Genomic DNA, 24,838 nt, shown 5'->3' with positions numbered 1-24,838 from the left:
ACGGGGACGCGCCAAGTCTATTCCTTCGGCGGCTCGGCTGGCACCGGCGCACTGCCAAGCCCGCTGATGCCGCGCGCTCTGACACGCGGCTTAAACGCCCGGCCGGCATCCGGCACGCGACGAAGCACCGGATGAACGATCGGCTCCTTCGCCTTGAAGGCGTAGGATTTGAGCAGAGCGAAATAGTTCGGATAGACATAGCCATTGTTCATCTTGAGCCACTCGTCGCGACGGTCGCGGAACATTGTCGGCAGCCGGTACCAGGCGACGGTCGGGCTTTTGTGATGGATGAAGTGCAAATTGTTGTTGAGAAACAGCAGCGACAGCGGCGAGCGCTCGATGATGACCGTGCGGCCTTCCGGATGCTCGGACCACTGATGCTCGGCAAAGGTGCGGATGGCGATCAGCGACTGGCCGAACCATACCGGCACGAGGATGTAGAGCCAAATGGGAATGCCGAAGCCGAACTGCACGATCGGGACCACAATGGCGAGACCGATCGCATGCGCGAGCCATGCTTTGCGGATCGCCTTGTCACCGGCGATCAGATGCTTGGCGTCGTCGATGAAGAAGCCGATGCAGGACAGCCAGGGGCCGAGGAAGAACCGGCCGACCATTGTGTTGTTGATCTTGAGCAGGAATTTCATCAGCGGCGGCAGCTCTTCATGCTGCCAGAGCGCCTTATAATAGCTTTCCGGATCGTCGAGCGGATCGGTCAGCCGCTCGTCGGCGTGATGACGCAAATGCAGCGTCTTGAAGCGGCGGAACGGCCAGACGAGGCCGATCGGCAGGAAGACGAAGGTTTCGTTGACCAGCGCGCTGCGCGTCGGATGGCCATGCAGCACTTCATGCATCAGCGAGGATTGCAGCGCGGCGACAAAGGCCAGAATGACGAGCGCGACGAGCGGGTAGTTGGGCCAGATCAGCAGGCCGGCCGCGAGCCATGCACCATAACAGAAGAGGGCGAGAATGACGGTCGGCCATTCGATGGCAGGTGCCCGTTGCCGTCTGATGCTCTTGCCTGCCATGGTATCGACCACTGCCCCTTCAGTCGCCGGAACCCCAATTGATTCCTGACAGCATAGTGTCAGGAGTGTTTCGGTGCCGCAACGCGACAAGGCGCACATTCTGTTGCGATTGCGCATTTTCAGCCGCAGTTGTTATGTATTGTAAACAGACATGCGGATTCATTTACGCGTCGAACCCTCCATGGAGAGGTTTGGCGAAACTTTTTTCTCACTCTGGATGGAGCCACGCATGGACAAGCGCGACCTGTCGACAATCTTCCGCGAGCGCCTGAAGATGCTCTTGACAAGGTCCGATCTCAACCAGTCGGCCTTTGCGACGGCGGTGGGGATCGATCGTTCCGCTCTTTCGCAGCTGCTGTCTGGAGCCTCCACGCGACTGCCCCGCGCCGAGACGCTGCTCAACATCGCCGCGGAATTCAAAGTGTCTCTCGATTGGCTTCTCGGATTGAGCCAGGACGAGGGACTGACCGGAGAAATCCGCGAGAGCCTCGAGATCGAGGAAGCGCCCGACGGCTTCGACCGGACCCTGCTGGCCAAGTGGCACGCCGAGGCTGCGGGTACCAAGATCCGCTACGTGCCGGCGGGTATTCCGGATCTTTTGCGCACCGAGGCGCTCGTCGAATACGAAGCGGGGATCGCCAACAAAAGCCGCCAGGCCCAGGCGGGGGAGACCCAATATCGCATCGACTATAACAGGCGGCCCGAAACCGACATGGAGGTTTGCATGCCTCGCCACACGCTGGAGATCTTCGCGCGGGGGCTGGGCGTGTGGGACCGTTTTCCCGAAGCCGAGCGCCGCGCCCAGCTTCTCCACATGGCGGCGTTGCTCGACGATCTCTATCCCACTTTCCGCCTGTTCCTCTATGACGGACGCATGCGGTATTCGATTCCCTACACCATCTTCGGACCCTATAGGGCAGCAATCTATGTGGGCGACATGTACCTGGTGCTGAACGCTACCCAGCCGGTGCAAACGCTCATCCACCATTTCGACAATCTGATCCGCGCCGCCGACATCAATCCCCACGAGGCCGCCGGCTTCGCCCGCAGCATGGCCGACATGCCGCTCACATTGGACGCGGGACGAACATCCTGACTGCCGGACCCGGCGCTGCCATCGCCAATTTCATTGACTACACATAAAGACTTCTTTATATCCTTATTCGATTTCGAAACATGAAGGCCAAACCGATGACCACCACCAACCCGATCGATGCGCTGCTGGCGGAAAAGGGCGTGCTGCTGGCTGATGGGGCCACCGGCACCAATCTGTTCGCCATGGGGCTTGAAGCAGGCGAGGCGCCGGAGCTGCTGAACGAGACGGCACCCGACACCATCACCCGCCTGCACCAGAATTTCGTCGACGCCGGCGCCGACATCATCCTTACCAACTCCTTCGGCGGCACGCGCCACCGCTTGAAGCTGCACCATGCGCAGGACCGCGTGCATGCGCTGAATAAGCGCGCGGCCGAGATCGCGCGGGCTGTAGCCGACAAGGCCGATCGCAAGGTGATCGTCGCCGGCTCCGTCGGTCCCACCGGCGAATTGCTGGTGCCGCTTGGGGCCATGACCTATGACGAGGCGGTCGATGCCTTTGCCGAGCAGATCGAGGGTCTGAAGGAAGGTGGCGCCGAAGTCGCCTGGATCGAGACCATGTCGGCGCCGGACGAGATCCGCGCCGCCGCCGAAGCCGCCATCCGCGTGGGCCTGCCCTACACCTACACCGGGTCATTCGATACCGCTGGCCGCACCATGATGGGACTGCTGCCTAAAGACATTCACGGCGTAGCCGACGGCTTGTCGCAGGCGCCGCTTGGCGTTGGCGCCAATTGCGGGGTCGGCGCTTCCGACATCCTCGCTTCGCTGCTCGACATGACCGACGCGAAGCCCGAGGCGACGGTCATCGTCAAGGGCAATTGCGGCATCCCGGAATTCCGCGGCACCGAAATCCACTACTCGGGCACGCCCGAACTCATGGCGGACTATGTCAGGTTGGCCGTGGACGGCGGCGCGAAAATCATAGGTGGCTGCTGCGGCACCTCGTTCCAGCACCTCGCCGCCATGCGCAAGGCGCTCGATGCTCACACCAGGGCGGATCGCCCGACAGTCGCGGCGATCGTCGAGCGCATCGGGCCGATGCGCAACAAGGTGGCGACGGAAAACACCGCCGAGACCAGCGAAGCCCGCCGCGAGCGCCGGCGTGGGCGCGCCTGACGCGGCTTGAAAGTCGTCAGGCTGACGCCTTCGTACCTCAAGATACGCAAAAAAAGGCCGGCAAGGAATGAATCCCTCGCCGGCCTGCCTCACCCGCCCGTCGGCCGGTTTCCCCTGTCAGAACGATCCCATCTGAAAGAAACCGGCCGTCATCACCCCTACCGATTACCGCCCAGCGCCGAGGCAAGGCGCACAAGCGAGAGGAACTCGGACCTGTACCCAAACGGGTCGGCTCCTCGAGCGGCAGTGGCGATCTCCATGATCTTGTCGTAACCGAACTTCGCGGTCGCATCCTCGTCGCGCAGCTTCTGGCCGAAGGCCGCGACGGCTATCGAGAAGCGCTGGTCGGTGCTGGCCTGGTCGAAGGACGCGACTTCATTGGCTGATGTCACCGGCGTGGTGATCAGTTTCGAGACGTCTTCGTTGGGCAGCTTGTAGCGGATCTTGACGAAGGCATATTCGCCGGCATTGGCAACGCCGCCATTGTCCACCGACGCCTGGCCGTAGCGCAGCGGGTCGATCTGCTCGCCGCCGCTGCCCTTGGGCGTGATCTCGTAGATCGCAGTGACCGAATGGCCCGACCCGATATCGCCGGCATCGACGCGGTCATTGTTGAAATCCTCACGTTTCAGCGCCCGCGTCTCGTAGCCGATGAGGCGATATTCCGAGACCTTGTTCGGGTTGAATTCGACCTGGATCTTCACGTCCTTGGCTATGGTGAACAGCGTCGAGGAGGCATCCTCGACCAGCACTTTCTCGGCCTCGGCCAGCGTGTCTATATAGGCTGCGGTGCCGTTGCCGTTCTGGGCAATGGTCTGCATCATCTGGTCGTTCAGATTGCCGCGGCCGAAACCGAACACCGACAGGAAGACCCCGGTCTGGCGCTCGCTTTCGATCAACCGCTTCAGGTCGTCATCGTCGGTTTGTCCGACATTGAAGTCGCCGTCGGTGGCGAGCATCACCCGGTTGACGCCGTCCTTGATGAAGGACTGCTGGGCAAGCCTATAGGCCTCCTTGATGCCCGCCTCGCCCGCAGTCGAGCCGCCTGGTTGCAAATTGTCGATGGCGTTGAGAATCTTGTCCTTCTCGGCAACCCTGGTTGGCATCAGGACGGTGCCGGCGTCACCCGCGTAGGTGACGATGGAGATCGTGTCGTCGGTCTTCAGCTTGCTGACGAGCAGCCGGAACGCCGATTTGAGCAGCGGCAGCTTGTCGGGTTCGTTCATCGAACCCGAGACATCGATCAGGAACACCAGATTGGCCTTCGGCTGCTCGGTCGGCTTGACGTCAAAACCCTTGATGGCGACATGCATCAGCTTGGTGTGGCTGTTCCACGGCGTCGGCATGACGCTGACGGCCGAATTGAACGGCGTCGAGGCGGAGTCCGGCCCCTTCCAGTCATAGGGGAAGTAGTTGACCATCTCCTCGACCCGCACCGTATCGGCCTGCGGCAGGTAGCCTTGTTTCAGCGAACCGCGCACGAAGGAATAGGACGCCGTGTCGACATCGATCGAGAAGGTCGACACCGGGTCTTCGACCGCCGCGTGCACTGGATTGGTCCTGAAATCCTGGAGGCGGTCGCGGTCTTCGTCCTGCTGCGCGATTTGATCCGCGGGTGCCATCGTAGGCGACGGCGTCATAAGCTTGGACTTGGCGGTTGGCATACCGGCAGTCCGAGACGGCTTGCTCAGCCCTGAGTAACCGAAGCCTTCGACGGTCGGCGCGAGTGTCGGTGGCGCAGGCTGGGCCGGCGCAAACTCTTGCTGCGTATTCAGTCGCGCAACGCCGCCTGAAGCCAAACGGTCCGATTTCGGCGCGGCTGGCGCGACCAGCGCTTCCGTCGCATCGCGGCTTTCCACATCCGCGTCGGCCATCTTGTCCGTTGCCAGTTCGGTGCGAGCCGGCTTCGGTTCGGCGGTTGTGGGCTTCAAGGTCGCCGGCTTGTCGGCCAGCGTTTCGGTGATCTTCTGATCGCCGCCGAAGGTGGACGGCTGTTCCCCCAGCATATGGAAGGTGGCGTATCCGGCGATCGGCAGGGCGACGAGCCCGGCAATGGCCGGCGTGGCAATGAGTTTCTTTTGCATGATCTCGCTCCAGAGCTTTTGTGCTCGCTCTGTGAGACGAAGGCCGCCGACCGATCCTTGGGCGACGGACGAAATATTTTCCTGATCATAGGCACGCATCGCGGCCTCGAAGGCACGAGCCTTCGCGCTTTTGTCAGGTGCCGGTATCGCTGCGTTGCGCAGCCTGTTGAGTTCGTTGTCGTCGACCATGGTCACACTTCCCCGGCTGAACGCATCAACGTCTTCAGCCGTTTCTTCGCCTCATGGATGTGCCAGGAAACCGTCGCCTCCGAGATCGCCATCGCCTCGGCGGTGACCGCGTGGCTCAGGCCCTCGCCATAGACAAGCAGCACCGCGTCGCGCTGCTTGTCTGGCAGTTGCCTTACCGCCGCCCACAGCGCCTCGACCGGGTCCTCGCTCTCGGCCGCCGCTTCGCCGGAAATCAGCGCATGGACTCCATAAGCCTCGGTCTTGACCGTCTCGCGCGCCGTCTTGCGCATCATGTCGCGCGCCGCGTTCATCGTCACGGAATAGAGCCAAGTGGTGAAAGAGCCGCCGCCGCGATAGTCACGGATCGCCTTGCCCAGCCGCACGCAGACTTCCTGGGCGATGTCCTCGGCATCGGCCTTCCTGCCGCACCAGCGATAGGCGGTGCGATAGACGAAGTCATAGTGACGCTCCAGCAATGTGCCGAAGGCCCCCCTGTCTCCGCCCTTCGCCCGCCCGATCAGTTCGGCGTCGGAGGCTTCGCTTTCATCCAGCATCATCGCCATCATTTGCCTGTTGGACGAAGGCTAATGACGGTTCCTTGGGGTGATGCAAAGATTTTTTTACTACATGGTCAGGCGGCTGCCCGAAGGTGTGTTTAGATTCACGTCAGGCCGAGCCGAAAACGGGTGATATCGAGAACTGAAGCGGAGCGTGCTTGAGTACGTGAGCATCGCAAGCGCAGGTATCAGGCGTTTGCAGGCCGGGCTCACCTGGATATTCAGCACACCTGGCCGGCGACCCAGCCGGACGACCAAGCCCACTGGAAATTGTAACCGCCCAGCCAGCCGGTGACGTCGACGACCTCGCCGATGAAGAACAGGCCAGGCACGGATCTCGCCTGCATCGTCTTCTGGTCGAGTCCACCGGTGTCCACCCCGCCAAGCGTCACTTCGGCCGTACGGTAGCCCTCCGAACCGGCGGGCTTGATGCGCCAATCGTTGACGGCGGCGTCGACCGTTCTGATTTGAGCATCCGAAAGATCGGCGAGGTTGCCGCTCAGCCCGGTGCGCTCGGCGATCGATTGAGCAAGCCGTTTCGGCAGGTGGTTTGCGAGCACCGTCTGCACGGCCTGCCGCCCATTGCCACGCTGTGCTCTGCGGACGAGGTCCGTGACATCGACGCCAGGCAGCATGGCGATGCGGATTTCGTCGCCCTCGCGCCAGTAGGAGGAGATCTGCAGGATGGCAGGCCCGCTGACGCCGCGATGCGTGAACAGCATCGCCTCGGAAAACCGTGCCTTGCCGCACGAAACGTCCGCGTCGACCGCATTGCCTGCCAGCGGCGCCAGCTGCTCGAGTGTGCCCGCGTCGAAGGTCAGCGGCACCAGCGCCGGTCGCGTTTCGACAATCGCAAGGCCGAACTGCTCGGCAAGCGCATAGCCGAAGCCTGTCGCGCCCATCTTGGGGATCGATTTGCCGCCGCACGCCACCACCAGGGACTGGCAAGCGACCGCGCCGGTGGAGAGGGAGAGCACGAACCCCTCGCCGGCTGCGCGAACGTCCTTGACCTCGGTCGACAGGGACAACTCGACGCCCCTGCCCTGCATTTCCGAGACCAGCATGTCGATGATCTGTCGCGCGGAGCCGTCGCAGAACAGCTGCCCCAGCGTCTTCTCGTGATAGGCGATGCCATGACGCTCGACCATCGCGATGAAGTCGCGTTGCGTGTAACGGCTGAGTGCCGAGATGCAGAAATGCGGATTGTCCGAGATGAAGTTCTTCGGGCTGGCGTGGATGTTGGTGAAATTGCATCGGCCACCGCCCGAGATGCGGATCTTTTCGCCAGGCGCCGCGGCGTGATCGAGGATCAGCACCGTGCGAGCCCGCTTGGCGGCCTCCACGGCGCACATCATTCCGGCGGCGCCGGCGCCGATGATCACGACATCGTAGGATTGCATCAGGCCAGCCGTTCCCGCTCGGCCCGCTTTTTCAAGGGCCTGTCCGTCCGGCTGCCTGATAACGCGAACAGGCCGCGCCGCCAACAGGCAAGAACGGCCTGGGACAGGCTCAGATCAGCGTTTCAGCGAACAGCGTGCCCAACCTTCGCCAATGGCGTTCGGCGCCTGCCTCGTCATAGACGCTGTGGTCCGACACGCACCAGCCATGCGCCATCCCGACATAATTCTCGATCATGTGGTCGACCTCGGCATTCCGCAGCGCCTCTGCCAGCCGCGTCGACTGTTCCGGGGGGAAACTTCTGTCGATGCCCGCCATGCCGACATAGACCCTCGCCTTGATGGAGGCCGCCTTGCGGTGCGGGCTATCGGCCGCATCGCTGGCCAGATTGCCGCCGTGGAAACTGGCGGCGGCCTTGATCCTGTCGGGGTAGGCCGCGGCTGCATTCAGCGCCCGGGCGCCACCCATGCAATAGCCGACCGTTCCGATCGGTCCGGTGACGCCTTCGCCGGCGAGCGCATCGAGAAACACGGCACTGTCCCCGATGGTCATCTCCTGCGTCGTGCCGGTGACGAGCGCCATCACCGCGGCCTTGCTCTTTTCCTCGGAGAAAGCGGTCTTGGCGTCGAATGGTCCATAGGGCGCGCTGCGATAGAAAAGGTCGGGTACCAGCACCGCGTAGCCCAGCTCGGCAAGCCGCTCGGCCATCTCGTCGAGCGCCGGGCGCGGTCCGAAGGCATCCTGGTAGAGAATGACGCCGGCCTTCACCGGGGAAGCCGTGCTCGAGCCGAACAGCCCGGCTCTGGCTGTGCCGTCCCTGGTCTTGATCTGAAAGTCCTGTTTCGTCATTGCCTGCTCCGTTCGCCAATTGGCGGATAGATATCGACGTCAGCCGCCCGGGCAAAGCGCTCCCTGAAATAGGCGGTCAACATTTCGTGCGAGGCTGCGTAACACTTACAAATCCGCGAATGCCGCCATATGAAAGGCCTGGACCTCGGCGGGATAGCGATAGGCGGTGCCGTGGGGACAGGCGTTGCGGTCGAGGCAGCCACCTGTGCGGCAGCGTTGGCCATCCGCGCCGCGCACATGCGCCAGGCAGGACTGATAGGCGAATGCTTCACCCGAATAGGCGTTGACCGGGCAGGATCTCAGGCAGGGTTTTTCGACGCAGGTGTCGCACAGGTGCGGCGCCGTCTCGATCGCCGGAACGGGAATCTCGTCCTCGAAAAGCAGCGCGCCGCGATAGGCATGCCAGAGACCATAATGCGGATGCATGAGAATGCCTAGCGGCGACGGCCTCAGCCCCTCCGCCCGCATCGCCCATTGCTGGAACGGCAGATACGGCTTGTCCGAGGGAGAGACGGCGCGCGCTCCGAATTTCTCCGCTACGGCGCCGATCACTTGGCGTGACCAGGTGTCGAGCGGATTGGCGGTGGTATGTGGCTGGTCCTCCCGCCAGCGCATGAAGTGCGGCCAGGGTGAAGCACCCGCCTGCCCGACCAGAAGGACAGATTTGGCTGGAGCGCCTGACAGGTCGCGCGCCGGCGTATCGTTTGGGCCGAAATTCAAGCCACCGCGAACAATCAGACCGTCTGAGCGAAGCGCCGAAGCCATGGCTTCCACGGTGACCGGAGCAATCATCCCTTCTTGACCGGATCGGAGAACGCGCTCCGCCAGACTTCCTTGTGGATGATGTTGGCGACTTTAGCCCCGCCTGATTCGGGCTCCTTTCAGGTGAAAGCGTCGGGCATCGACCCCTTCTTCTGGGCGATGAAATCCTTCAGCGCGTCGTCGATAGCCGGATCAAGGTAAGGAGCCTCGTAGGTTTCCAGCCAGCGGCGGGCGAGTTCGTTTGCGCGTTGCGGCGCGGTCTTCTCTCCCTCAGCCAGCCACTGCTCGTAGGAATTGTTGTCGGCGATGTTGGAGCGGTAGAAGGCGGTCTGGAAGTTGGCCTGGGTGTGGTCGCAGCCGAGATAATGGCTGCCCGGGCCGACCTGGCGGATGGCATCCATTGCCTGGCCGTTCTCCGACAGGTCGACGCCCTCGGAAAATTTCTGCGTCATGCCGAGCTGGTCGATGTCCATCATGAACTTCTCGTAGCAGGAGGCGAGACCGCCCTCTAGCCAGCCGGCCGAATGCAGCACGAAATTGGTGCCGGCCAGGATGGTCGAGTTCAGCGTGTTGGCGCTTTCATAGGCCGCCTGCGCGTCCGGTATCTTCGAAGCGCAGAGCGAGCCGCCGGTGCGGAACGGCAGGCCGAGCCTGCGAGCGAGCTGTGCCGCGCCGTATGAGACCAGCGACGGTTCCGGCGTGCCGAAGGTCGGCGCACCCGACTGCATCGAAATCGACGAGGCGAAGGTGCCGAACAGCACCGGTGCGCCAGGCCGGATCAGCTGCGTGAACGAGGCACCGGCCAGCACTTCGGCCAGGACCTGTGTCAGCGTGCCGGCGACCGTGACCGGGCTCATCGCGCCAGCCAGGATGAACGGGGTCACGATGCAGGCCTGGTTGTGGCGCGCATAGACTTTCAGCGCGCCGAGCATGGTCTCGTCGAACACCATGGGCGAATTGGCGTTGATCAGGCTGGTCAGTACCGTGTTGTTCTCGACGAAATCGTCGCCGAACACGATCTTGGCCATCGCCACGGTATCTTCGGCGCGCTCGGGCGCGGTGACCGAGCCCATGAACGGCTTGTCGGAGTACTTTATGTGCGAATAGATCATGTCGAGATGGCGCTTGTTGACCGGCACGTCGACCGGCTCGCACACCGTGCCGCCGGAATGGTGGATCGACGGCGCCATGTAGGCGAGCTTCACGAAATTCTGGAAATCCTCGATCGTCGCGTAGCGCCTGACGCCATCGAGATCGCGCACGAAGGGCGGGCCGTAGACTGGCGCGAACACGGTGGCGTTGCCGCCGATCTGGACCGAACGTTCCGGATTGCGCGCATGCTGGGTGTAGATGGACGGTGCGGTCTTCAGCAGCGAACGGCACAGGCCCTTGGGGAAGTGGATGCGCTCGCCCTTGACGTCGGCGCCCGCCTCTTTCCACAATTGCAGCGCCTCGGCATCGTCGCGGAAGATGATGCCGATCTCTTCCAGCACGGTATCGGTGTTCTTCTCGATCAGCGCCAGGCCTTCCTCGTCCAGCACTTCGAAGACATTGATCTTGCGCTTGATATAGGTGAGCTGGGTGCCGGGGCCGCCGCCCGAACGCGCTGCCCGCCGCGCGGCAGCGCCGCCGCTGGCGCCGCGTCCGCGCCGTGCGTTTGACGCTTCCTGGTCGATTGCCGCCTGATCGCTCATGCTGTTCTTCCCTGAATTTGTTCTCGCCGTGAATCCGGCGCGGCCGCTGATCGCCGCTTCTGCCCGGATCGTAGCCATGCACCCTATTCGAAACGGCCCGCCAGCGCCAACGCCTGTCGCAAAATCGACAAGAATTCCAAGAGAGTTACGGTCGCTTTCCTTTTGCGCGAAGTCGCAAATCAGCTATGGACACATACCCCCAGCGGGTTAGGTATGAACGCGAATATTTTGTGCCTTGCGACACAGTCGCGATGCCGGCAGGAGCTCGATACAAATGGCCGACGACGAGATCATCCTTTCCGAACTGTCCGACGACGAACTGGTGCAGCAGATGCACGACGATCTTTATGACGGGCTGAAGGAAGAGATCGAGGAAGGCACCAACATCCTGCTCGAGCGCGGCTGGGTGCCTTACAAGGTGTTGACCGAAGCGCTGGTCGAGGGGATGCGCATCGTCGGCGAGGACTTCCGCGACGGCATCCTGTTCGTTCCCGAGGTTCTGTTGTCGGCCAATGCCATGAAGGCCGGCATGTTCATCCTGCGGCCGCTGCTGGCCGCCACCGGCGCGCCCAAGCAGGGCAAGATGGTGATCGGCACCGTCAAGGGCGACATCCACGACATCGGCAAGAACCTGGTCGGCATGATGATGGAGGGTGCGGGCTTCGACGTCATCGACCTTGGCATCAACAATGCGGTCGAGAAATATCTCGATGCCATCGAGCAGCACAAGCCCGACATCATCGGCATGTCGGCGCTTTTGACCACGACCATGCCCTACATGAAGGTCGTCATCGACACGATGAAGGAAAAGGGCATCCGCGACGACTATGTCGTGCTGGTCGGCGGCGCGCCGCTCAACGAGGAATTCGGCAAGGCCGTCGGCGCCGACGCCTATTGCCGCGATGCGGCCGTGGCGGTCGAAACCGCCAAGGACTTCATGAAGCGCAAGCACAATATGCGGGCTTCCGCCTGATCATGAAAAGGCCGCCAGTCATGGCGGCCGTTTCTCGTAACTCGGGTCGCGCTTAATATCGCCCGAGTTAATTGGCGGCGTTCGCTACTCTCTTGCCGGCATTCTGTGTCGCGTCGACGGTGCCGGCGGCATCCTTGCCGACGCCACGGATCGTGTTCGCGCACCCGGAAACCAGCAGTGCACTGGCGAGCATCGCTACAACTGCATATGTCTGTGTTTTCATGGACGGTCTATCCCTCTCGCGGTAAATTCGCCTCACAGCAACGAAAGCCGGCTTAGCTGGTTCCATGGCAAAGACAGAAAAGAACATAATCGCCCACCCCGACAGGCTGCTTGTCATCGCCTGTGGAATGCTTGCGCGCGAGGTACTGGCCATCAAGGACAAGCTCGGCCTCGATCATCTGGAGCTGACCTGCCTGCCGGCGGAGTTCCATTTTCATCCGGACCGCATAGCCCCGGCGATGGACAAGGCCATAGAGAAGGCCAGGACCGAGGGCTATCGAAATATCTTTGTTGGCTATGGCGATTGCGGCACCGGCGGCCTGCTCGACCGCGTCCTGGAGAAACATGGCGTGGAGCGCATGGCGGGACCGCACTGTTTCGCCTTCTATCAGGGCATGGAAGCCTATGCGAACGTCGCCGATGGCGACATGATGTCTTTCTACATGACCGATTTTCTCTGCCGCCAGTTCGATGCCTTCTTCATGAAGCCGCTTGGCCTCGACCGGCATCCGGAATTGATCAAGGACTATTTCGGCAATTACGAGAGGCTGATCTATCTGGCCCAGACCGACGATCCTGAACTCGACAGGGTCGCCGAGAAGGCCGCCCTGCTGCTCGGTCTCGCCTATGAGCGGCGCGCCACCGGCTATGGCGATCTCCCGGCCGGGATGGCGCGGGCCGCCGCGCACGCTTGAACATCACCGGGAGGAATTTTGATGCTGGTTCGCTCATTGCTGCTGTCGCTGTGCCTAGCGGCGTGTTCCGCCCTGCCTGCATTCGCCGACGGCGAGATACAGAAACTGATCACGCCTGCCGACAAGGCGCGGCTCGACAAATACAGCGAGACCCGCAAGGCCGCCCTGGCCGAGGCGAAAGCGGGAAACCCGGCCGACATCAGGCAGCTCGACGCCTTGCTGGCAAAACCGCTGGTGCCTTTCTCCGATGGCGACCTGACCGGTAACTGGCGCTGCCGCACCATCAAGGCCGGCGGACTGTCCCCGCTCGTCATCTATGGCTGGTTCAAGTGCAAGGTCACCGACGACGGTTCCGGCTGGCGCCTGGAAAAGACCAGCGGCTCACAGCGCACCAAGGGCCGCTTTTTCGATGATGGTGAAAAGCGCGCGATCTATCTTGGATCGGGCTATGTGAATACCGATCCGGCAAAACCCTATGGCAGCGGCCCGCAAACCGACCAGGTCGGTTATGCCTTCCGCAACAGTGCCAGGGAATGGCGCATCGAGCTGCCCGCACCCTACTATGAATCGAAGCTAGACATCCTGGAATTGAAGCGCTGATCCGCGAGTCCGGCACGGCTGCCCGATGCCAGGGGACGCCTATCCGCGCGCGTCGCAAACGAATAAACGCACCTTTCATTTTACGACATTCAAATGCGTCGCTTTTGAATGCGCGCGCGTCGTCCCATAACAAGCGGCCCCATTGCGCATGCGGCAATGCTCGACGGATCGAGGAGTGAGATTTTCATGGCCGATCTGATCGTCGTCTACTGGCGCGACATACCCGCCCAAGTCATCGTCAAGAAGGGCCGGCAGAACGCCAAGCGCGAACTGCCACTGCGCTTCACAGAGGCGATCGACATGTGCGCGATGCGCACCGGCGCCGGCGGCACCGACGATTATCTGGCCGAATGGCGCAAGGCCGATCCCGTTCCGGTCAGCGACGATCTCGAAGCCGAGGTCGAGAAGGCTTTTCAGGACCTCGACGGGAAATACGACCGTGAGCGGCTGGTCGCTCTGGTGAAGGCGGGCGGCAAAGACAATGTCTGAAACCGTTCCTGCCAAGGATGGCGCCACGGTTGTTCAGCCGGTCACCCAGGCAACCCTGGTAAAGAAGGCGGCGCCGAAATCCGACTACAAGCCGGCCGACGTGTCGCCGCAGCGGCGCGTGCAGCGCTCCTTCGCGGTCCGGCTGTGGTCGATCAGGCACTCGCGCCTGCTCGAATGGTTCTATGCCCGTTTCGCCGACACCTTCCTGCTGCTGCATCCCCTGTGGAAAGGCATCGGCTATGGCCGTGTCGAAGGGCCGATCAAATTTGTCGAAAGGCGCGTCAAGGGCTTCATGTTCGACTGCCGCATGTGCGGCCAGTGCATCCTGTCGTCGACAGGCATGTCCTGCCCGATGAACTGCCCCAAGCAGCTGCGCAACGGCCCGTGCGGCGGCGTGCGCGCCAATGGCAATTGCGAGGTCGAGCCCGATATGCCCTGCGTCTGGGTCAAGGCCTGGGAAGGCTCGCAGAACATGGTGCACGGCGACAGGATCTTGGCAGTGCAGAAGCCGGTCGACCAGTCGCTGCGCGAGACCTCGGCCTGGCTGCGCGTCACCGCGCAGGCGGCGGCCGCGCGCGAGGCCGCCGCCTCGGCAAGGACCGGGGCATCGGTATGATCGGCAGCCAGCGCGACGAAAACCCGGCCGGCATCCACCTGCCGCTCGACCCCCTGCCCGGCCACACATCACGCGGCCGGCTGGAGCGCGTCCTGCGGCGCGGCGAGTTCGCGGTGACGACGGAGCTCAATCCGCCCGACAGCGCCGACCCGGAAGACGTCTACAATCGCGCGAAAATCTTCGACGGCTGGGTCGATGCGATCAACGCCGTCGATGCATCCGGCGCCAACTGCCACATGTCGTCGGTCGGCATCTGCGCGCTGCTGACCCGCATGGGCTACGCGCCGATCATGCAGATCGCCTGCCGCGACAAGAACCGCATCGCCATCCAGGGCGACGTGCTGGGCGGCGCGGCGATGGGTGTCGCCAACATGCTCTGCCTGACAGGCGATGGCGTTCAGGCCGGCGACCAGCCCGGCGCCAAGCCGGTGTTCGACCTCGACTGCATGTCGCTGCTGGAAACCTGCCGCATCATGCGCGACAATGGCAAGTTCCTCTCCGGTCGCAAGCTGACGACGCCGCCGCAGATTTTCCTCGGCGCCGCCATCAACCCGTTCGCACCGCCGATCGACTTCCGGCCGCATCGCCTTGGCAAGAAGATCGCCGCCGGCGCGCAGTTCGTGCAGAGCCAGTATTGCTTCGACGTGCCGATGTTCCGCGCCTACATGCAGAAGGTGCGCGACCTCGGCTACACCGAACAATGCTTCATCCTGGTTGGCGTCGGTCCGCTCGCTTCGGCCAAGACAGCCAAGTGGATCCGGTCGAATGTTCCGGGCATCCACATTCCCGATTCTGTCATCAAGCGCCTGGAAGGCGCGCAGGACCAGAAGAAGGAAGGCAAGCAGCTCTGCATCGACATCATCAACGAGGTGAAGGAAATCCCTGGTGTCTCAGGCGTCCATGTGATGGCCTATCGCCAGGAGGAATACGTCGCCGAGATCGTCGATGAATCCGGCGTGCTCAAGGGCCGCCAGCCATGGAAGCGCGAAATCCGCCGCGACGACCAGATGGTCGCCGACCGGCTCGAACACATCCTGCACGACGATATCACCGAGACCCAGGTGGACATGGTGAAGACGGCGCACTGACGGCCCGACCGACCACCATTCGCTTGAACGGAACCAGATAACGATATAAAGAACTCTTTATATCACGACGGAGAGATTTCATGACCCGGACCATCGTCGCCTCGGCGACACGAGAAATCATCATCGGCTTCGACCAGCCCTTCTGCGTGATCGGCGAGCGCATCAACCCGACCGGCCGCAAGAAGCTGGCCGCGGAGATGATCGCGGGCAATTTCGAAACCGTGATCAGGGACGCGCTCGAGCAGGCAGCCTGCGGCGCCACCATGCTCGACGTCAACGCCGGCGTGACGTCGGTCAACCCAAACGAGACCGAACCCGGCCTGCTCGTGCAGACGCTCGAGATCGTGCAGGGCCTGGTCGACCTGCCCCTGTCGATCGACAGCTCGGTCACCGCTGCGATCGAGGCGGCACTGAAGGTCGCCAAGGGCCGCCCGCTGGTCAATTCCGTCACCGGCGAGGAAGAGAAGCTCGAGGCCATCCTGCCGCTGGTCAAGAAGTACAACGTGCCCGTCGTCGCCATCTCCAATGACGAGACCGGCATTTCGATGGATCCGGACGTGCGCTTCGCCGTCGCCAAGAAGATCGTCGAGCGCTGCGCCGATTTCGGCATTCCGGCGCATGATGTCGTCGTCGACCCTCTGGTGATGCCGATCGGCGCGCTGGGCGATGCCGGCCGCCAGGTGTTCGCGCTGTTGCGCCGCCTGCGCGAAGAGCTCAAGGTCAACACCACCTGCGGCCTCTCCAACATCTCCTTCGGCCTGCCGCACCGCCATGGCATCAACGCCGCCTTCATCCCCATGGTGATCGGCGCCGGCATGACCTCGGCGATCATGAACCCGGTGCGTCCGCAGGAAATGGAAGCCGTGCGCGGCGCCAATGTGCTGAACGGCACGGACGAGAACTGCACCAACTGGATCCGAACCTACAAGGACTACAAGCCGGCCGAAGGCGGCCAGGCGGTTGCCGCGCCGACTCAGGTCAACGCGCCGGGCGACGGCGCTGCCGGTGGACGCCGCCGTGGCGGCCGAGAAGCCCGCATGAGCCGGGGATAAGCGCGCAATCGTGAATTCACCCGCCAACATCACCGATCCGCTCGTTCTGTTCATGCCCTCGGGCAAGCGCGGGCGGTTTCCCGTCGGCACGCCGGTGCTCGATGCCGCGCGCCAGCTCGGCGTCTATGTCGAAAGCGTCTGCGGCGGACGCGCCACCTGCGGGCGTTGCCAGATCGAAGTGCAGGAAGGCAATTTCGCCAAGCACAAGATCGTTTCCTCCAACGATCACATCTCGCCGAAGGGCCCGAAGGAAGAGCGCTACGAGCGCGTCCGGGGGCTGCCCGAGCGGCGACGCCTCTCCTGCTCGGCACAGATCCTCGGCGATCTCGTCATCGACGTGCCGCAGGACACGGTCATCAACGCGCAGACCATCCGCAAGGATGCCGATACCAGGGTGATCGCCCGCGATGCGGCCATCCGCATGTGTTATGTCGAGATCGAAGAGCCCGACATGCACAAGCCTCTGGGCGACCTCGATCGCCTCAAGATCGCTTTGATGAAGGACTGGAACCTCAACAGCCTGGACTTCGATTTCTACCTCCTGCCGCAGGTGCAGGGCATCTTGCGCAAGGGCAACTGGACCGCCACCGCCGCCATTCACAAGGATGCCGAGACGGAGACGGCGCGGGTGATCGCGCTGTGGCCGGGCCTCAAGAACGAAGCCTACGGGCTGGCCTGCGATATCGGCTCGACCACCATCGCCATGCATCTGGTGTCACTGCTGTCGGGCCGTGTCGCCGCCTCGTCGGGCACGTCGAACCCGCAGATCCGGTTCGGCGAGGATCTGATGAGCCGCGTCTCCTATGTGATGATGAACCCGGATGGCCGCGAGGGCATGACGGTTGCCGTGCGCGAGGCCATCTCGGGCCTCGTCGATAAGGTCTGCGCCGAAGGCAATGTCCAGCGCAACGACATCCTGGATTCCGTCTTCGTCGGCAATCCGATCATGCACCATCTGTTCCTCGGCATCGACCCGACCGAACTCGGCGGCGCGCCTTTCGCGCTGGCAGTTTCCGGTGCGGTGCATATCAAGGCCTCCGACATCGGCCTCAAGCTCAACCAGGGCGCGCGGCTCTACATGCTGCCCTGCATCGCCGGCCATGTCGGCGCCGATGCGGCGGCCGTAACGCTCTCCGAAGGCCCGCACCGCCAGGACGAGATGATGCTGATCGTCGATGTCGGCACCAATGCCGAGATCGTGCTCGGCAACCGCGCGCGCGTCGTCGCGGCCTCCTCGCCCACCGGGCCGGCCTTCGAGGGCGCCGAGATCTCGGGCGGCCAACGCGCCGCGCCGGGCGCCATCGAGCGCGTGCGCATCGATCCCGACACGCTGGAGCCGAAATACCGCGTCATCGGCTCGGAACTGTGGTCCGACGATCCAGGCTTCCTCGACAGCGTGCAGGCGACCGGCGTCACCGGCATCTGCGGCTCCGGCATCATCGAAGTGGTCGCGGAAATGTATCTCTCCGGCATCATCTCGGAGGACGGCGTCATCGATGGTGGGCTCTCCGCGCGATCGCCGCGCGTCACCGCCAACGGCCGGACCTTCTCCTACGTGCTGAAGGAAGGCTCCGACTCATTGAACGACGATGGGCCGAAGATCACCATCACCCAGACCGATGTGCGCGCCATCCAGCTCGCCAAGGCAGCGCTTTATGCCGGCACCAAGCTGTTGATGGAAAAGCAGCATACCGACCATGTCGACCGCATCCATTTCGCCGGCGCCTTCGGCTCGTTCATTGATCCGAAATACGCCATGGTCCTGGGCCTGATCCCCGATTGCGACCTCGACAAGGTCTCGGCCGTCGGCAACGCCGCCGGTGCCGGTGCCCGCATGGCGCTGCTCAATCGCGGCTATCGCCGGGAGATCGAGGAGACGGTCAGCCAGATCGAGAAGATCGAGACCGCGCTGGAGCCGAAATTCCAGGAGCATTTCGTCTACGCCATGGCGCTGCCCAACAAGGTCGATCCGTTCCCGAAATTGTCGGCTGCGGTGAAGCTGCCGCCGCGCAAGACGGTGAGCGAGGATGGCATCGCCGGTGACGCCACTCCGCGCCGACGCTCGCGCGAAGGCCACGAAGGCCGGCGGCGCGGCCGCGAATAGGGGCCGATCGCCTCAAACTCGTTTGTATGCAAATGTTTCCGGACCGTTTGATCCGGAAACCGAAACGCCGTTTTGGTGAAATCGGCCAGATACATAGCGGGCGCATTCAACCGGCATCGAATGGCAGGCGGGAAACATCTTCCTGCCGCCATAGTCCAAGGGAGACAATGATGTCGATGCTCGAAAGCCTGGGCCGCTATGGCGCGGCCATCAAGAATGCCCATGACCGCAATAAGGCCCGCCGCATTCTGAACAGCCTGCCGCCGGAGATCCAGAAGGATATCGGCTGGCCGGTGTCGCCGCGGGCCAGCGAAAAGGCCGTCCTCTTCGGTACCATCTGGACCGCCGCGCGCGGATGACCTTCGCTGACAAATGCAAGCTACTGGGCACCCGCCGGGGATATCGCACATCCTCGGTGGCTCTTAGCAACCGGCTGCGCGCCGCGCTGCTGCCGCGTCGCTGAAACGCTGGCGAGGCGGAACGGATCACACCACCGTGTGGACGCGCCGTAAATCTTGACATTTTCGGCCACGATACGATCTTCGGGAGAGGGGATTTCTCTTAGTCGGCTGCAGCCGAAGTTCGTGTACCCGCATGCCTAGTTTCAAGAGCCACCTCGTATCCTTCGTCCTCCGGCACAGCCGCAAGAAGGCGTTTTCCAGCCCGGAAAACCTGCAGCGCTGGATCGCAGCCGCGCGCAGGACGGAGGACCACCGCCCGCCAGCCGCGTTGCATCGGCGTTTCCAAATCGAGATACGGCTGGTTGATGGCTTTCCCGTCTATGAAATCGCTCCGACGGCTGGCCAGCGAAAGCGGATTCTCTACCTGCACGGCGGCGCCTATGTCTTTGAAATCACGCCCTATCATTGGCACCTGATCGCCGAGATGGCTGACCGGCTGGGGTACGGCATCACCGTGCCTATCTATCCCATAGCCCCCGAGCACGATTTCCATGCCATGTTCGGCATGGTGGGCGATGTCTATCGCGGAATGCTGGACGAGACGGACGCCGATGACATGATCTTCATGGGCGACTCCGCCGGCGGCAACATGGCCGTGGTGCTGACCATGATGGCCGCGGAAGAAGGCCTGCCCCCGCCGTCGCGTCACGTGCTGATTTCACCGGGACTCGATATGTCGCTCTCCAACCCCAAGCTGTTCGAGGCCGAACGCAACGATCCCTGGCTTGGCATTCCAGGTGGCCTGGAAGCGATCCGGCTCTACAGTGCCGGCATCGACCGCAAGGACTGGCACATCAGCCCACTCTACGGCGATCTTTCGGTGCTGCCGAAGACCCTGCTCTTGACCGGCTCGCGCGACCTCCTGACCCCCGACAATTTGATCTTCGCCGAAAAGGCCCGAGCCGCCGGCGTCGAGATCGACGTCGTACACGAGCAAGGCATGGTCCATGTCTGGCCACTGATAGATATGCCGGAGTCGCGTCGCGCCCGCCAGCACATCGTCGATTTTCTCAAAGGCGATCGCTGGCCGGTCATGCAGGACAACAGAGCAAGTGTTCAATCCGCCTCCACCTTGGCGGCGGAGTAGCGCTTCAGGTTCCGGTCCGACGTTGTCGGGGAATCAGAACTTTCCTGTTTCGCGGAACACTTCGAACGTCGCCCTTATATGATCGGCCACCGCCTTGACCGGAGCGCTGGCATCGGGCGCCACCACCATTGCCAGGCTATAGGTGCCGATGTCGGGCATCCCGTCCTTCGGGCAGAGTTCGACCATCTCGTTGCCGAGGAATGATTTCGGCAGCGGCGCCACGGCGAGATCGGACATGATCGCGGCGCGCTGGCCCGCCGTGTGGGCGCTCATATAGGCGATCCGGTAGTTGCGGCCCTCGCGACCCAGCGCATCGAGTGCGCCGGCCCGCCACGCGCAGCCCTCTTCCCACAAGGACACCGGCAGCGGTTCGCGCAGATGCGCGCAGCCGCCCTTGGCGCCCGCCCAGACGATGGGCTCGGTCAACAGAACCTCGGCACCGATGGCGCTGGTCTTATAGGAATTGGTCAGCAGCGTGATGTCGAGCGCCCGGTCGTCCATGCGCCGACGCAAATTGATGCTCTGGTCGATGGTGACGTCGACGGCAATGGACGGATGCGACTGCGCGAAGCGCTTCAGCACATGCGGCAGCACGCGCTCGCCGTAATCGTCAGGCGAGCCAAGCCGGACAACGCCGACAATGTCGGGAATGATGAACTTCGACACCACCTCGCGGTTGATTGAAAGCAGGCGTCGGGCATAGCCGAGCAGCACCTCGCCGTCGGTGGTCAGCGTCACGGAACGTGCGTCCCGCGCGAACACCGAGCGGCCAAGAATGTCTTCCAACTTCTTGATCTGCATGGAAACAGCGGACGGCGTGCGGAACACGGCATTGGCGGCCGTGGTGAAGCTGCCGGTTTCGGCGATGGCCACGAAAGTCCGCAAGACATCGAGATCGAGCAGCGGCAAGGGATGATTGAGCGGGGCGTTCATGGGAAGCGGCCTTCAATTTTTCTGATACAAAGCATCATTCCATTTCGTTTGATTGAACATCAGATCGGGAGGATAGTCAACATCATCAAGGCAGACCGCGTGGAAGTGACCAGAAAACGACTACGATCCGGACCTGCCCAAGACGTGAACTGAAGCTGAAACATACCCGATGTAACCAGGCAGGGGCCTCGCGTCCCAGCCCCACTCAAAAAGGAGATCGATATGTCCATCCTGTCGTCCATCGGTCGAATTGCGACCGAGTTCAACGCGGCCCGTGCCCGCTACCAGACCGAACGCGCAATCCGTTCCCTGCCCATCGAACTGCAGAAAGATATCGGATGGCCTGAAGCCGCCGATGCCAAGGCCGCCCTTCGCCACGGCGTTGGATCGTGGGCAGGAGCAAAGTAAACCGTGTTGGCACAAGTCTGAAGGCCTGCCGCGCTGACAGCCCGGCAGGCCTTTTCTAATTCATTCGTATTCAAATGAGTTTCTTTAGCCATGTCGGCGGCGCATGGCGCATATGAGAAAGCCGCATGACGTCGCCTCCTCGGCCAACGCCTTGTAAGCGATACAGATTTAGGCGCTCTGCCCATATATGTCGCATCGCATGTCGCTTTTCATATCAAGCGCTTCGTTTTTGTCATTTTGTTTTCCTTTGCGCGGGCCTATATCAGCGCCAGCAAACGAGCTGCCCCACTCCTTCAGCGAAGGCGACCCGTCTGAGCAACCGAATGGAGATGAATCATGAAGCTTTTTGCCCGGCTCTTTGCCCGCCGCGAAATGAACCTCACCACCGCTCTTGAGCGCCAGCGCCTGTCCAACACCATGCCCGGACAGACCGGTGCGATGGCGGCGGCGCGCCTCGGTTTCGTAGCCTGACTCATTTAGGGCAACGTTCCCTGCCCTTCACTGCAACGCCGCCCGGCTTCAGCCGAGGCGGCGTTTTCGTTTGCCTTTGCAGGCCCTGCCTGCCCATTGACCATCCGGCGCCCGGGCCTTGGGCAAGCAGACGAACAATTGCCCATTTGCGACCCATGTCGCAAATTTAATGTTCTCCAAAACTCCGGACCAATTGACACGCATGGTTTTTCCTGATGTCGCTGTGCTATTCGCGACATCCTGTTCGCGCCATGGCTGTGGGAGGTCCCCTTGAACGCCGCAAAGCATCCGATCAAGCGATCGTTTGTATTCTTCCTTATTCCCGACTTTACCATGATCGCCTTCGCGACGGCGCTGGACCCGTTGCGCTCGGCCAATCGCATGCTGGGCTACGAGGCCTATCGCTGGCGCCTCGCCAGTATCGACGGCAAGCCGGTGCGCGCTTCGAACGGGGTCGAATGCGCGGTCAATACCTCGCTGGAAGAAGAGCGCAAGAAGATGGCCGGCCCCGAACGGCCGAATATGGCCATCGTCTGCAGCGGCATCGATGTCGAGCGCTACCATAACAAGTCGGCGTTCGCCTGGCTGCGCGAGGAGTACAATCGCGGCGTCGCGGTCGGCGGCCTATGCACCGGCGCGCATATTCTTGCCGCCGCCGGGCTGCTCTCGAACAAGCGCTGCGCCATACATTGGGAAAACTTGCCCGGCTTTTCCGAGGCGTTCCCGAAGGCCAATGTCTTTGCCGATCTGTTCGAGATCGACCAGAACATCTACACCTGCGCCGGCGGCACCGCCGCGCTCGACATGATGCTGAAGCTGATCGGCGACGATTTCGACGACAATCTCGTCAACCGCGTGTGCGAGCAGGTGCTGACCGACCGCGTGCGCAGCCCAACCGACCGCCAGCGCCTGCCGCTGCGAGCCCGCCTCGGCGTCCAGAACTCGAAGGTGCTGACCATCATCGAATTGATGGAAGCAAACCTCTCCGAGCCGCTTTCGCTGATCGAGATCGCCGATCATGTCGACCTGTCGCGCCGCCAGATCGAGCGCCTGTTCCGCACCGAGATGGGACGCTCCCCTGCCCGCTATTATCTCGAGATTCGGCTCGACCGGGCTCGCCATCTGCTGATCCAGTCCTCGATGCCCGTTGTCGAGGTGGCGGTTGCCTGCGGCTTCGTCTCGGCCTCGCATTTCTCGAAATGCTACCGCGAGCTCTACGCCCGCTCGCCGCAGCAGGAGCGGGTCGACCGCAAGCAGTTGCTGGCGGCCTGATGCCGATCAGGCTTCGGCCGGCTGCCCTTGCGCGGTCCGCATTGCCTCGACGCGGATGTCTTCGGTCAGCCGCGCTTTCAGGCCGGAGAATTCCGGGCTGGTCTTCAGCGTGTAGTGGCGCGGATGCGGTAGATCGATTGCGACGTCCGATTTGACGCGCCCGGGCCGCGCCGACATCACGATCACCCTCGACGCCATGAAGATCGCCTCCTCGATGTCGTGGGTGACGAACAGCACCGTTTTCTTGCGCCGTTCCCAGATGCCCAGCAATAGTTCCTGCATCAGCCCGCGCGTCTGGTTGTCTAGCGCGCCGAAAGGCTCGTCCAGCAACAAGATTTCCGGGTCGTTGGCCAGCGCACGCGCGATCGCAGTGCGCTGCTGCATGCCGCCGGAAAGCTGCTTCGGCCAATGGTTCTCGAACCCTCTGAGCCCGACCAGATCCACGTAGGAAGCCACGATGGCGTCCCGCTCCTTTTGCGCGATGTTGCGTTCGCGCAGGCCGAAGGCAATGTTCTGCCCCACCGTGAGCCAGGGAAACAGCGTATAAGACTGGAAAACCATGCCGCGATCCGGGCCCGGCCGCGTCACCGCCTTGCCGTCGAGCAGCACGCGCCCTTCGCTCGGTGCTTCCAGGCCGGCGACGATGCGCAGGAGGGTCGACTTTCCGCAGCCGGACGGCCCCAATATGGTGATGAAATCATTGGCCGCCACCGCCAGGTCGATCGGCGTCAGCGCCTTGACCGGTTGCCCGCCCCGCACGCCGGCGAACGTGCGCGAGACGCCTTCGATGAGAAGCTTGCTCACGCCAGGCTCCATGGAAAAAGCCAGCGATTGAAGGCCTTGAACGCGAAATCGGACAACAGCCCGATCAATCCGATGACGATGATCCCGAAAATGATCTGACCCGTCGCCAGCCGCGACTGGCTGTTGATGATCATGTAGCCGATGCCGGAGGATGAGCCGATCAGTTCGGCGACGATCACATAGGTCCAGGCCCAGCCCAGCACCAGCCGCAGCGTCTCGGCGATCTCAGGCGCGTTGGCCGGCATGATCACCCGCTTGACGATGCCATTGTTGGTGGAGCCCAGCGTGTAGGCCGCCTCGACGAGGTCACGCCGCGTCGATCCGACCTTTACCGCGATGATCAAGATGATCTGGAACACCGATCCGACGAAGATGACCAGCAGCTTCTCGAGTTCGCCGATGCCGGCCCATAGGATCAGCAGTGGGATGAAGGCCGACGCCGGTAGGTATCGAGCGAAGGAGACGAACGGCTCTAGAAACGCTTCCACGGGCTTCCAGGCACCCATGGCGATGCCGAGCGGCACCGCGACCACGGACGCAAGCACGAAGCCGCCGAAGACCCGCCAGATCGTGATCAGGATGTCGAGCCAGAAACGGTCCTCGACCAGCAGCCGCCAGCCATCCCGCAGCATCGACAGTGGATCGGCAAGGAAGATGCGGTTGACGTGGCCGCCCAGCGTGATCCACGCCCAAAACGCCACGAACAGCACGAAGAAAGAGATGCCGAGCACCGTTCGAATGCCCGGCGAAACCGGATGCAAGGGGCGCATCGTCAAACCAATCCTGTT

At 62.6% G+C, this 24,838-nt stretch carries 26 protein-coding genes; 15 read left to right on the top strand and 11 right to left on the bottom strand.

Annotation, left to right across the window (positions count from 1 at the left end):
* Nucleotides 1-17: 17 nt before the first annotated feature.
* On the bottom strand, nucleotides 18-1,028 hold the full coding sequence (locus LB513_RS10025) for a fatty acid desaturase (protein ID WP_224663313.1): 1,011 nt from the start codon (nucleotides 1,026-1,028) through the stop codon (nucleotides 18-20).
* A 229-nt stretch (nucleotides 1,029-1,257) separates the two neighbouring features.
* On the opposite strand from LB513_RS10025, the gene LB513_RS10020 reads away from it, so the two are divergent.
* Both LB513_RS10020 and bmt read left to right on the top strand, forming a co-directional pair.
* Nucleotides 1,258-2,124 (top strand): helix-turn-helix domain-containing protein, encoded by an 867-nt coding sequence (locus LB513_RS10020; RefSeq protein WP_224663312.1) that lies wholly within the window; start codon nucleotides 1,258-1,260, stop codon nucleotides 2,122-2,124.
* 95 nt (nucleotides 2,125-2,219) lie between these two features.
* Nucleotides 2,220-3,242, top strand: a complete 1,023-nt coding sequence (bmt, locus tag LB513_RS10015; protein ID WP_224663311.1) for a betaine--homocysteine S-methyltransferase — start codon at nucleotides 2,220-2,222, stop codon at nucleotides 3,240-3,242.
* Nucleotides 3,243-3,400: 158 nt separating this feature from the next.
* Here the strand turns inward: bmt and LB513_RS10010 are convergent, their stop codons facing one another.
* From LB513_RS10010 to LB513_RS09985, 6 genes are all read right to left on the bottom strand, one after another.
* Complete coding sequence (locus LB513_RS10010) at nucleotides 3,401-5,515, bottom strand: VWA domain-containing protein (protein ID WP_224663310.1); 2,115 nt, start codon at nucleotides 5,513-5,515, stop codon at nucleotides 3,401-3,403.
* A gap of 2 nt (nucleotides 5,516-5,517) precedes the next feature.
* A complete protein-coding gene (locus tag LB513_RS10005; protein WP_224663309.1) occupies nucleotides 5,518-6,078 on the bottom strand; it encodes an RNA polymerase sigma factor in 561 nt (186 codons plus the stop codon).
* A 215-nt stretch (nucleotides 6,079-6,293) separates the two neighbouring features.
* On the bottom strand, nucleotides 6,294-7,472 hold the full coding sequence (locus LB513_RS10000; protein ID WP_224663308.1) for an NAD(P)/FAD-dependent oxidoreductase: 1,179 nt from the start codon (nucleotides 7,470-7,472) through the stop codon (nucleotides 6,294-6,296).
* A gap of 109 nt (nucleotides 7,473-7,581) precedes the next feature.
* Nucleotides 7,582-8,319 (bottom strand): dienelactone hydrolase family protein, encoded by a 738-nt coding sequence (locus tag LB513_RS09995; protein ID WP_224663307.1) that lies wholly within the window; start codon nucleotides 8,317-8,319, stop codon nucleotides 7,582-7,584.
* Between the two features lie 105 nt (nucleotides 8,320-8,424).
* Nucleotides 8,425-9,111, bottom strand: a complete 687-nt coding sequence (locus LB513_RS09990; RefSeq protein ID WP_224663306.1) for a 4Fe-4S dicluster domain-containing protein — start codon at nucleotides 9,109-9,111, stop codon at nucleotides 8,425-8,427.
* A gap of 89 nt (nucleotides 9,112-9,200) precedes the next feature.
* Nucleotides 9,201-10,775 carry a trimethylamine methyltransferase family protein gene (locus tag LB513_RS09985; RefSeq protein WP_224663305.1) on the bottom strand — a complete coding sequence of 525 codons (1,575 nt, stop codon included), beginning with the start codon at nucleotides 10,773-10,775 and terminating at the stop codon, nucleotides 9,201-9,203.
* A gap of 274 nt (nucleotides 10,776-11,049) precedes the next feature.
* On the opposite strand from LB513_RS09985, the gene LB513_RS09980 reads away from it, so the two are divergent.
* Complete coding sequence (locus tag LB513_RS09980) at nucleotides 11,050-11,748, top strand: corrinoid protein (protein ID WP_224663304.1); 699 nt, start codon at nucleotides 11,050-11,052, stop codon at nucleotides 11,746-11,748.
* 67 nt (nucleotides 11,749-11,815) lie between these two features.
* On the opposite strand, the gene LB513_RS09975 is transcribed toward LB513_RS09980, so the two are convergent.
* On the bottom strand, nucleotides 11,816-11,971 hold the full coding sequence (locus LB513_RS09975; protein ID WP_224663303.1) for an entericidin: 156 nt from the start codon (nucleotides 11,969-11,971) through the stop codon (nucleotides 11,816-11,818).
* 64 nt (nucleotides 11,972-12,035) lie between these two features.
* On the opposite strand from LB513_RS09975, the gene LB513_RS09970 reads away from it, so the two are divergent.
* The 9 genes from LB513_RS09970 (at nucleotide 12,036) to LB513_RS09930 (ending at nucleotide 20,162) form a co-directional block, all read left to right on the top strand.
* A complete protein-coding gene (locus LB513_RS09970) occupies nucleotides 12,036-12,665 on the top strand; it encodes a DUF1638 domain-containing protein (RefSeq protein WP_224663302.1) in 630 nt (209 codons plus the stop codon).
* Between the two features lie 21 nt (nucleotides 12,666-12,686).
* A complete protein-coding gene (locus tag LB513_RS09965; RefSeq protein WP_224663301.1) occupies nucleotides 12,687-13,265 on the top strand; it encodes a DUF4893 domain-containing protein in 579 nt (192 codons plus the stop codon).
* A 186-nt stretch (nucleotides 13,266-13,451) separates the two neighbouring features.
* Nucleotides 13,452-13,754, top strand: coding sequence for a virulence factor (locus LB513_RS09960; protein ID WP_224663300.1), 303 nt, complete (start codon nucleotides 13,452-13,454; stop codon nucleotides 13,752-13,754).
* On the top strand, nucleotides 13,747-14,370 hold the full coding sequence (locus tag LB513_RS09955) for a methylenetetrahydrofolate reductase C-terminal domain-containing protein (protein WP_224663299.1): 624 nt from the start codon (nucleotides 13,747-13,749) through the stop codon (nucleotides 14,368-14,370). Before LB513_RS09960 ends, LB513_RS09955 begins: the two co-directional genes overlap by 8 nt.
* The gene (locus tag LB513_RS09950; protein ID WP_224663298.1) at nucleotides 14,367-15,458 is read left to right on the top strand and encodes a methylenetetrahydrofolate reductase; all 1,092 of its coding nucleotides are present in this window, start codon (nucleotides 14,367-14,369) and stop codon (nucleotides 15,456-15,458) included. The genes LB513_RS09955 and LB513_RS09950 overlap by 4 nt, the downstream gene beginning before the upstream one ends.
* 80 nt (nucleotides 15,459-15,538) lie before the next feature.
* A complete protein-coding gene (locus LB513_RS09945; RefSeq protein WP_224663297.1) occupies nucleotides 15,539-16,510 on the top strand; it encodes a methyltetrahydrofolate cobalamin methyltransferase in 972 nt (323 codons plus the stop codon).
* A gap of 10 nt (nucleotides 16,511-16,520) precedes the next feature.
* Complete coding sequence (locus LB513_RS09940; RefSeq protein ID WP_224663296.1) at nucleotides 16,521-18,614, top strand: ASKHA domain-containing protein; 2,094 nt, start codon at nucleotides 16,521-16,523, stop codon at nucleotides 18,612-18,614.
* Nucleotides 18,615-18,784: 170 nt separating this feature from the next.
* On the top strand, nucleotides 18,785-18,973 hold the full coding sequence (locus tag LB513_RS09935) for a hypothetical protein (RefSeq protein ID WP_224663295.1): 189 nt from the start codon (nucleotides 18,785-18,787) through the stop codon (nucleotides 18,971-18,973).
* A gap of 235 nt (nucleotides 18,974-19,208) precedes the next feature.
* Nucleotides 19,209-20,162: an alpha/beta hydrolase gene (locus tag LB513_RS09930; protein WP_224663294.1), complete on the top strand. Its 954-nt coding sequence runs from the start codon at nucleotides 19,209-19,211 to the stop codon at nucleotides 20,160-20,162.
* Between the two features lie 33 nt (nucleotides 20,163-20,195).
* Here LB513_RS09930 and LB513_RS09925 read toward each other — a convergent pair whose 3' ends face one another.
* Nucleotides 20,196-21,095: a LysR substrate-binding domain-containing protein gene (locus LB513_RS09925; protein ID WP_224663293.1), complete on the bottom strand. Its 900-nt coding sequence runs from the start codon at nucleotides 21,093-21,095 to the stop codon at nucleotides 20,196-20,198.
* 222 nt (nucleotides 21,096-21,317) lie between these two features.
* Between LB513_RS09925 and LB513_RS09920 the strand changes: the two genes are divergently transcribed.
* The 3 genes from LB513_RS09920 to LB513_RS09915 all read left to right on the top strand — a co-directional run bounded on the left by LB513_RS09920 (nucleotide 21,318) and on the right by LB513_RS09915 (nucleotide 23,246).
* Complete coding sequence (locus tag LB513_RS09920) at nucleotides 21,318-21,503, top strand: hypothetical protein (RefSeq protein WP_224663292.1); 186 nt, start codon at nucleotides 21,318-21,320, stop codon at nucleotides 21,501-21,503.
* A gap of 336 nt (nucleotides 21,504-21,839) precedes the next feature.
* A complete protein-coding gene (locus tag LB513_RS25175; protein WP_263482030.1) occupies nucleotides 21,840-21,974 on the top strand; it encodes a hypothetical protein in 135 nt (44 codons plus the stop codon).
* A 333-nt stretch (nucleotides 21,975-22,307) separates the two neighbouring features.
* Complete coding sequence (locus tag LB513_RS09915) at nucleotides 22,308-23,246, top strand: GlxA family transcriptional regulator (RefSeq protein WP_411962695.1); 939 nt, start codon at nucleotides 22,308-22,310, stop codon at nucleotides 23,244-23,246.
* A gap of 6 nt (nucleotides 23,247-23,252) precedes the next feature.
* Here LB513_RS09915 and LB513_RS09910 read toward each other — a convergent pair whose 3' ends face one another.
* Both LB513_RS09910 and LB513_RS09905 read right to left on the bottom strand, forming a co-directional pair.
* Complete coding sequence (locus LB513_RS09910; protein ID WP_224663290.1) at nucleotides 23,253-24,050, bottom strand: ABC transporter ATP-binding protein; 798 nt, start codon at nucleotides 24,048-24,050, stop codon at nucleotides 23,253-23,255.
* Entirely contained in the window at nucleotides 24,047-24,820 is a 774-nt protein-coding gene (locus tag LB513_RS09905) for an ABC transporter permease (RefSeq protein ID WP_224663289.1), read from the bottom strand. Before LB513_RS09905 ends, LB513_RS09910 begins: the two co-directional genes overlap by 4 nt.
* Nucleotides 24,821-24,838: the final 18 nt, after the last annotated feature.

The sequence above is a fragment of the Mesorhizobium sp. ES1-1 genome, from assembly GCF_020164785.1.
GTDB lineage: Bacteria > Pseudomonadota > Alphaproteobacteria > Rhizobiales > Rhizobiaceae > Mesorhizobium.
Note: the sequence above shows the minus strand (reverse complement) of the source record. Positions and strands in the feature narration are given on the sequence as shown.

What these genes read in the sequence shown, in the direction of transcription:
- LB513_RS10025 (WP_224663313.1), bottom strand. Translation starts at nt 1,028, where the DNA reads ATGGCAGGCAAGAGCATCAGACGGCAACGGGCACCTGCCATCGAATGG.
- LB513_RS10020 (WP_224663312.1), top strand. Translation starts at nt 1,258, where the DNA reads ATGGACAAGCGCGACCTGTCGACAATCTTCCGCGAGCGCCTGAAGATG.
- bmt (WP_224663311.1), top strand. Translation starts at nt 2,220, where the DNA reads ATGACCACCACCAACCCGATCGATGCGCTGCTGGCGGAAAAGGGCGTG.
- LB513_RS10010 (WP_224663310.1), bottom strand. Translation starts at nt 5,515, where the DNA reads ATGGTCGACGACAACGAACTCAACAGGCTGCGCAACGCAGCGATACCG.
- LB513_RS10005 (WP_224663309.1), bottom strand. Translation starts at nt 6,078, where the DNA reads ATGGCGATGATGCTGGATGAAAGCGAAGCCTCCGACGCCGAACTGATC.
- LB513_RS10000 (WP_224663308.1), bottom strand. Translation starts at nt 7,472, where the DNA reads ATGCAATCCTACGATGTCGTGATCATCGGCGCCGGCGCCGCCGGAATG.
- LB513_RS09995 (WP_224663307.1), bottom strand. Translation starts at nt 8,319, where the DNA reads ATGACGAAACAGGACTTTCAGATCAAGACCAGGGACGGCACAGCCAGA.
- LB513_RS09990 (WP_224663306.1), bottom strand. Translation starts at nt 9,111, where the DNA reads ATGATTGCTCCGGTCACCGTGGAAGCCATGGCTTCGGCGCTTCGCTCA.
- LB513_RS09985 (WP_224663305.1), bottom strand. Translation starts at nt 10,775, where the DNA reads ATGAGCGATCAGGCGGCAATCGACCAGGAAGCGTCAAACGCACGGCGC.
- LB513_RS09980 (WP_224663304.1), top strand. Translation starts at nt 11,050, where the DNA reads ATGGCCGACGACGAGATCATCCTTTCCGAACTGTCCGACGACGAACTG.
- LB513_RS09975 (WP_224663303.1), bottom strand. Translation starts at nt 11,971, where the DNA reads ATGAAAACACAGACATATGCAGTTGTAGCGATGCTCGCCAGTGCACTG.
- LB513_RS09970 (WP_224663302.1), top strand. Translation starts at nt 12,036, where the DNA reads ATGGCAAAGACAGAAAAGAACATAATCGCCCACCCCGACAGGCTGCTT.
- LB513_RS09965 (WP_224663301.1), top strand. Translation starts at nt 12,687, where the DNA reads ATGCTGGTTCGCTCATTGCTGCTGTCGCTGTGCCTAGCGGCGTGTTCC.
- LB513_RS09960 (WP_224663300.1), top strand. Translation starts at nt 13,452, where the DNA reads ATGGCCGATCTGATCGTCGTCTACTGGCGCGACATACCCGCCCAAGTC.
- LB513_RS09955 (WP_224663299.1), top strand. Translation starts at nt 13,747, where the DNA reads ATGTCTGAAACCGTTCCTGCCAAGGATGGCGCCACGGTTGTTCAGCCG.
- LB513_RS09950 (WP_224663298.1), top strand. Translation starts at nt 14,367, where the DNA reads ATGATCGGCAGCCAGCGCGACGAAAACCCGGCCGGCATCCACCTGCCG.
- LB513_RS09945 (WP_224663297.1), top strand. Translation starts at nt 15,539, where the DNA reads ATGACCCGGACCATCGTCGCCTCGGCGACACGAGAAATCATCATCGGC.
- LB513_RS09935 (WP_224663295.1), top strand. Translation starts at nt 18,785, where the DNA reads ATGTCGATGCTCGAAAGCCTGGGCCGCTATGGCGCGGCCATCAAGAAT.
- LB513_RS09930 (WP_224663294.1), top strand. Translation starts at nt 19,209, where the DNA reads ATGCCTAGTTTCAAGAGCCACCTCGTATCCTTCGTCCTCCGGCACAGC.
- LB513_RS09925 (WP_224663293.1), bottom strand. Translation starts at nt 21,095, where the DNA reads ATGAACGCCCCGCTCAATCATCCCTTGCCGCTGCTCGATCTCGATGTC.
- LB513_RS09920 (WP_224663292.1), top strand. Translation starts at nt 21,318, where the DNA reads ATGTCCATCCTGTCGTCCATCGGTCGAATTGCGACCGAGTTCAACGCG.
- LB513_RS25175 (WP_263482030.1), top strand. Translation starts at nt 21,840, where the DNA reads ATGAAGCTTTTTGCCCGGCTCTTTGCCCGCCGCGAAATGAACCTCACC.
- LB513_RS09915 (WP_411962695.1), top strand. Translation starts at nt 22,308, where the DNA reads ATGATCGCCTTCGCGACGGCGCTGGACCCGTTGCGCTCGGCCAATCGC.
- LB513_RS09905 (WP_224663289.1), bottom strand. Translation starts at nt 24,820, where the DNA reads ATGCGCCCCTTGCATCCGGTTTCGCCGGGCATTCGAACGGTGCTCGGC.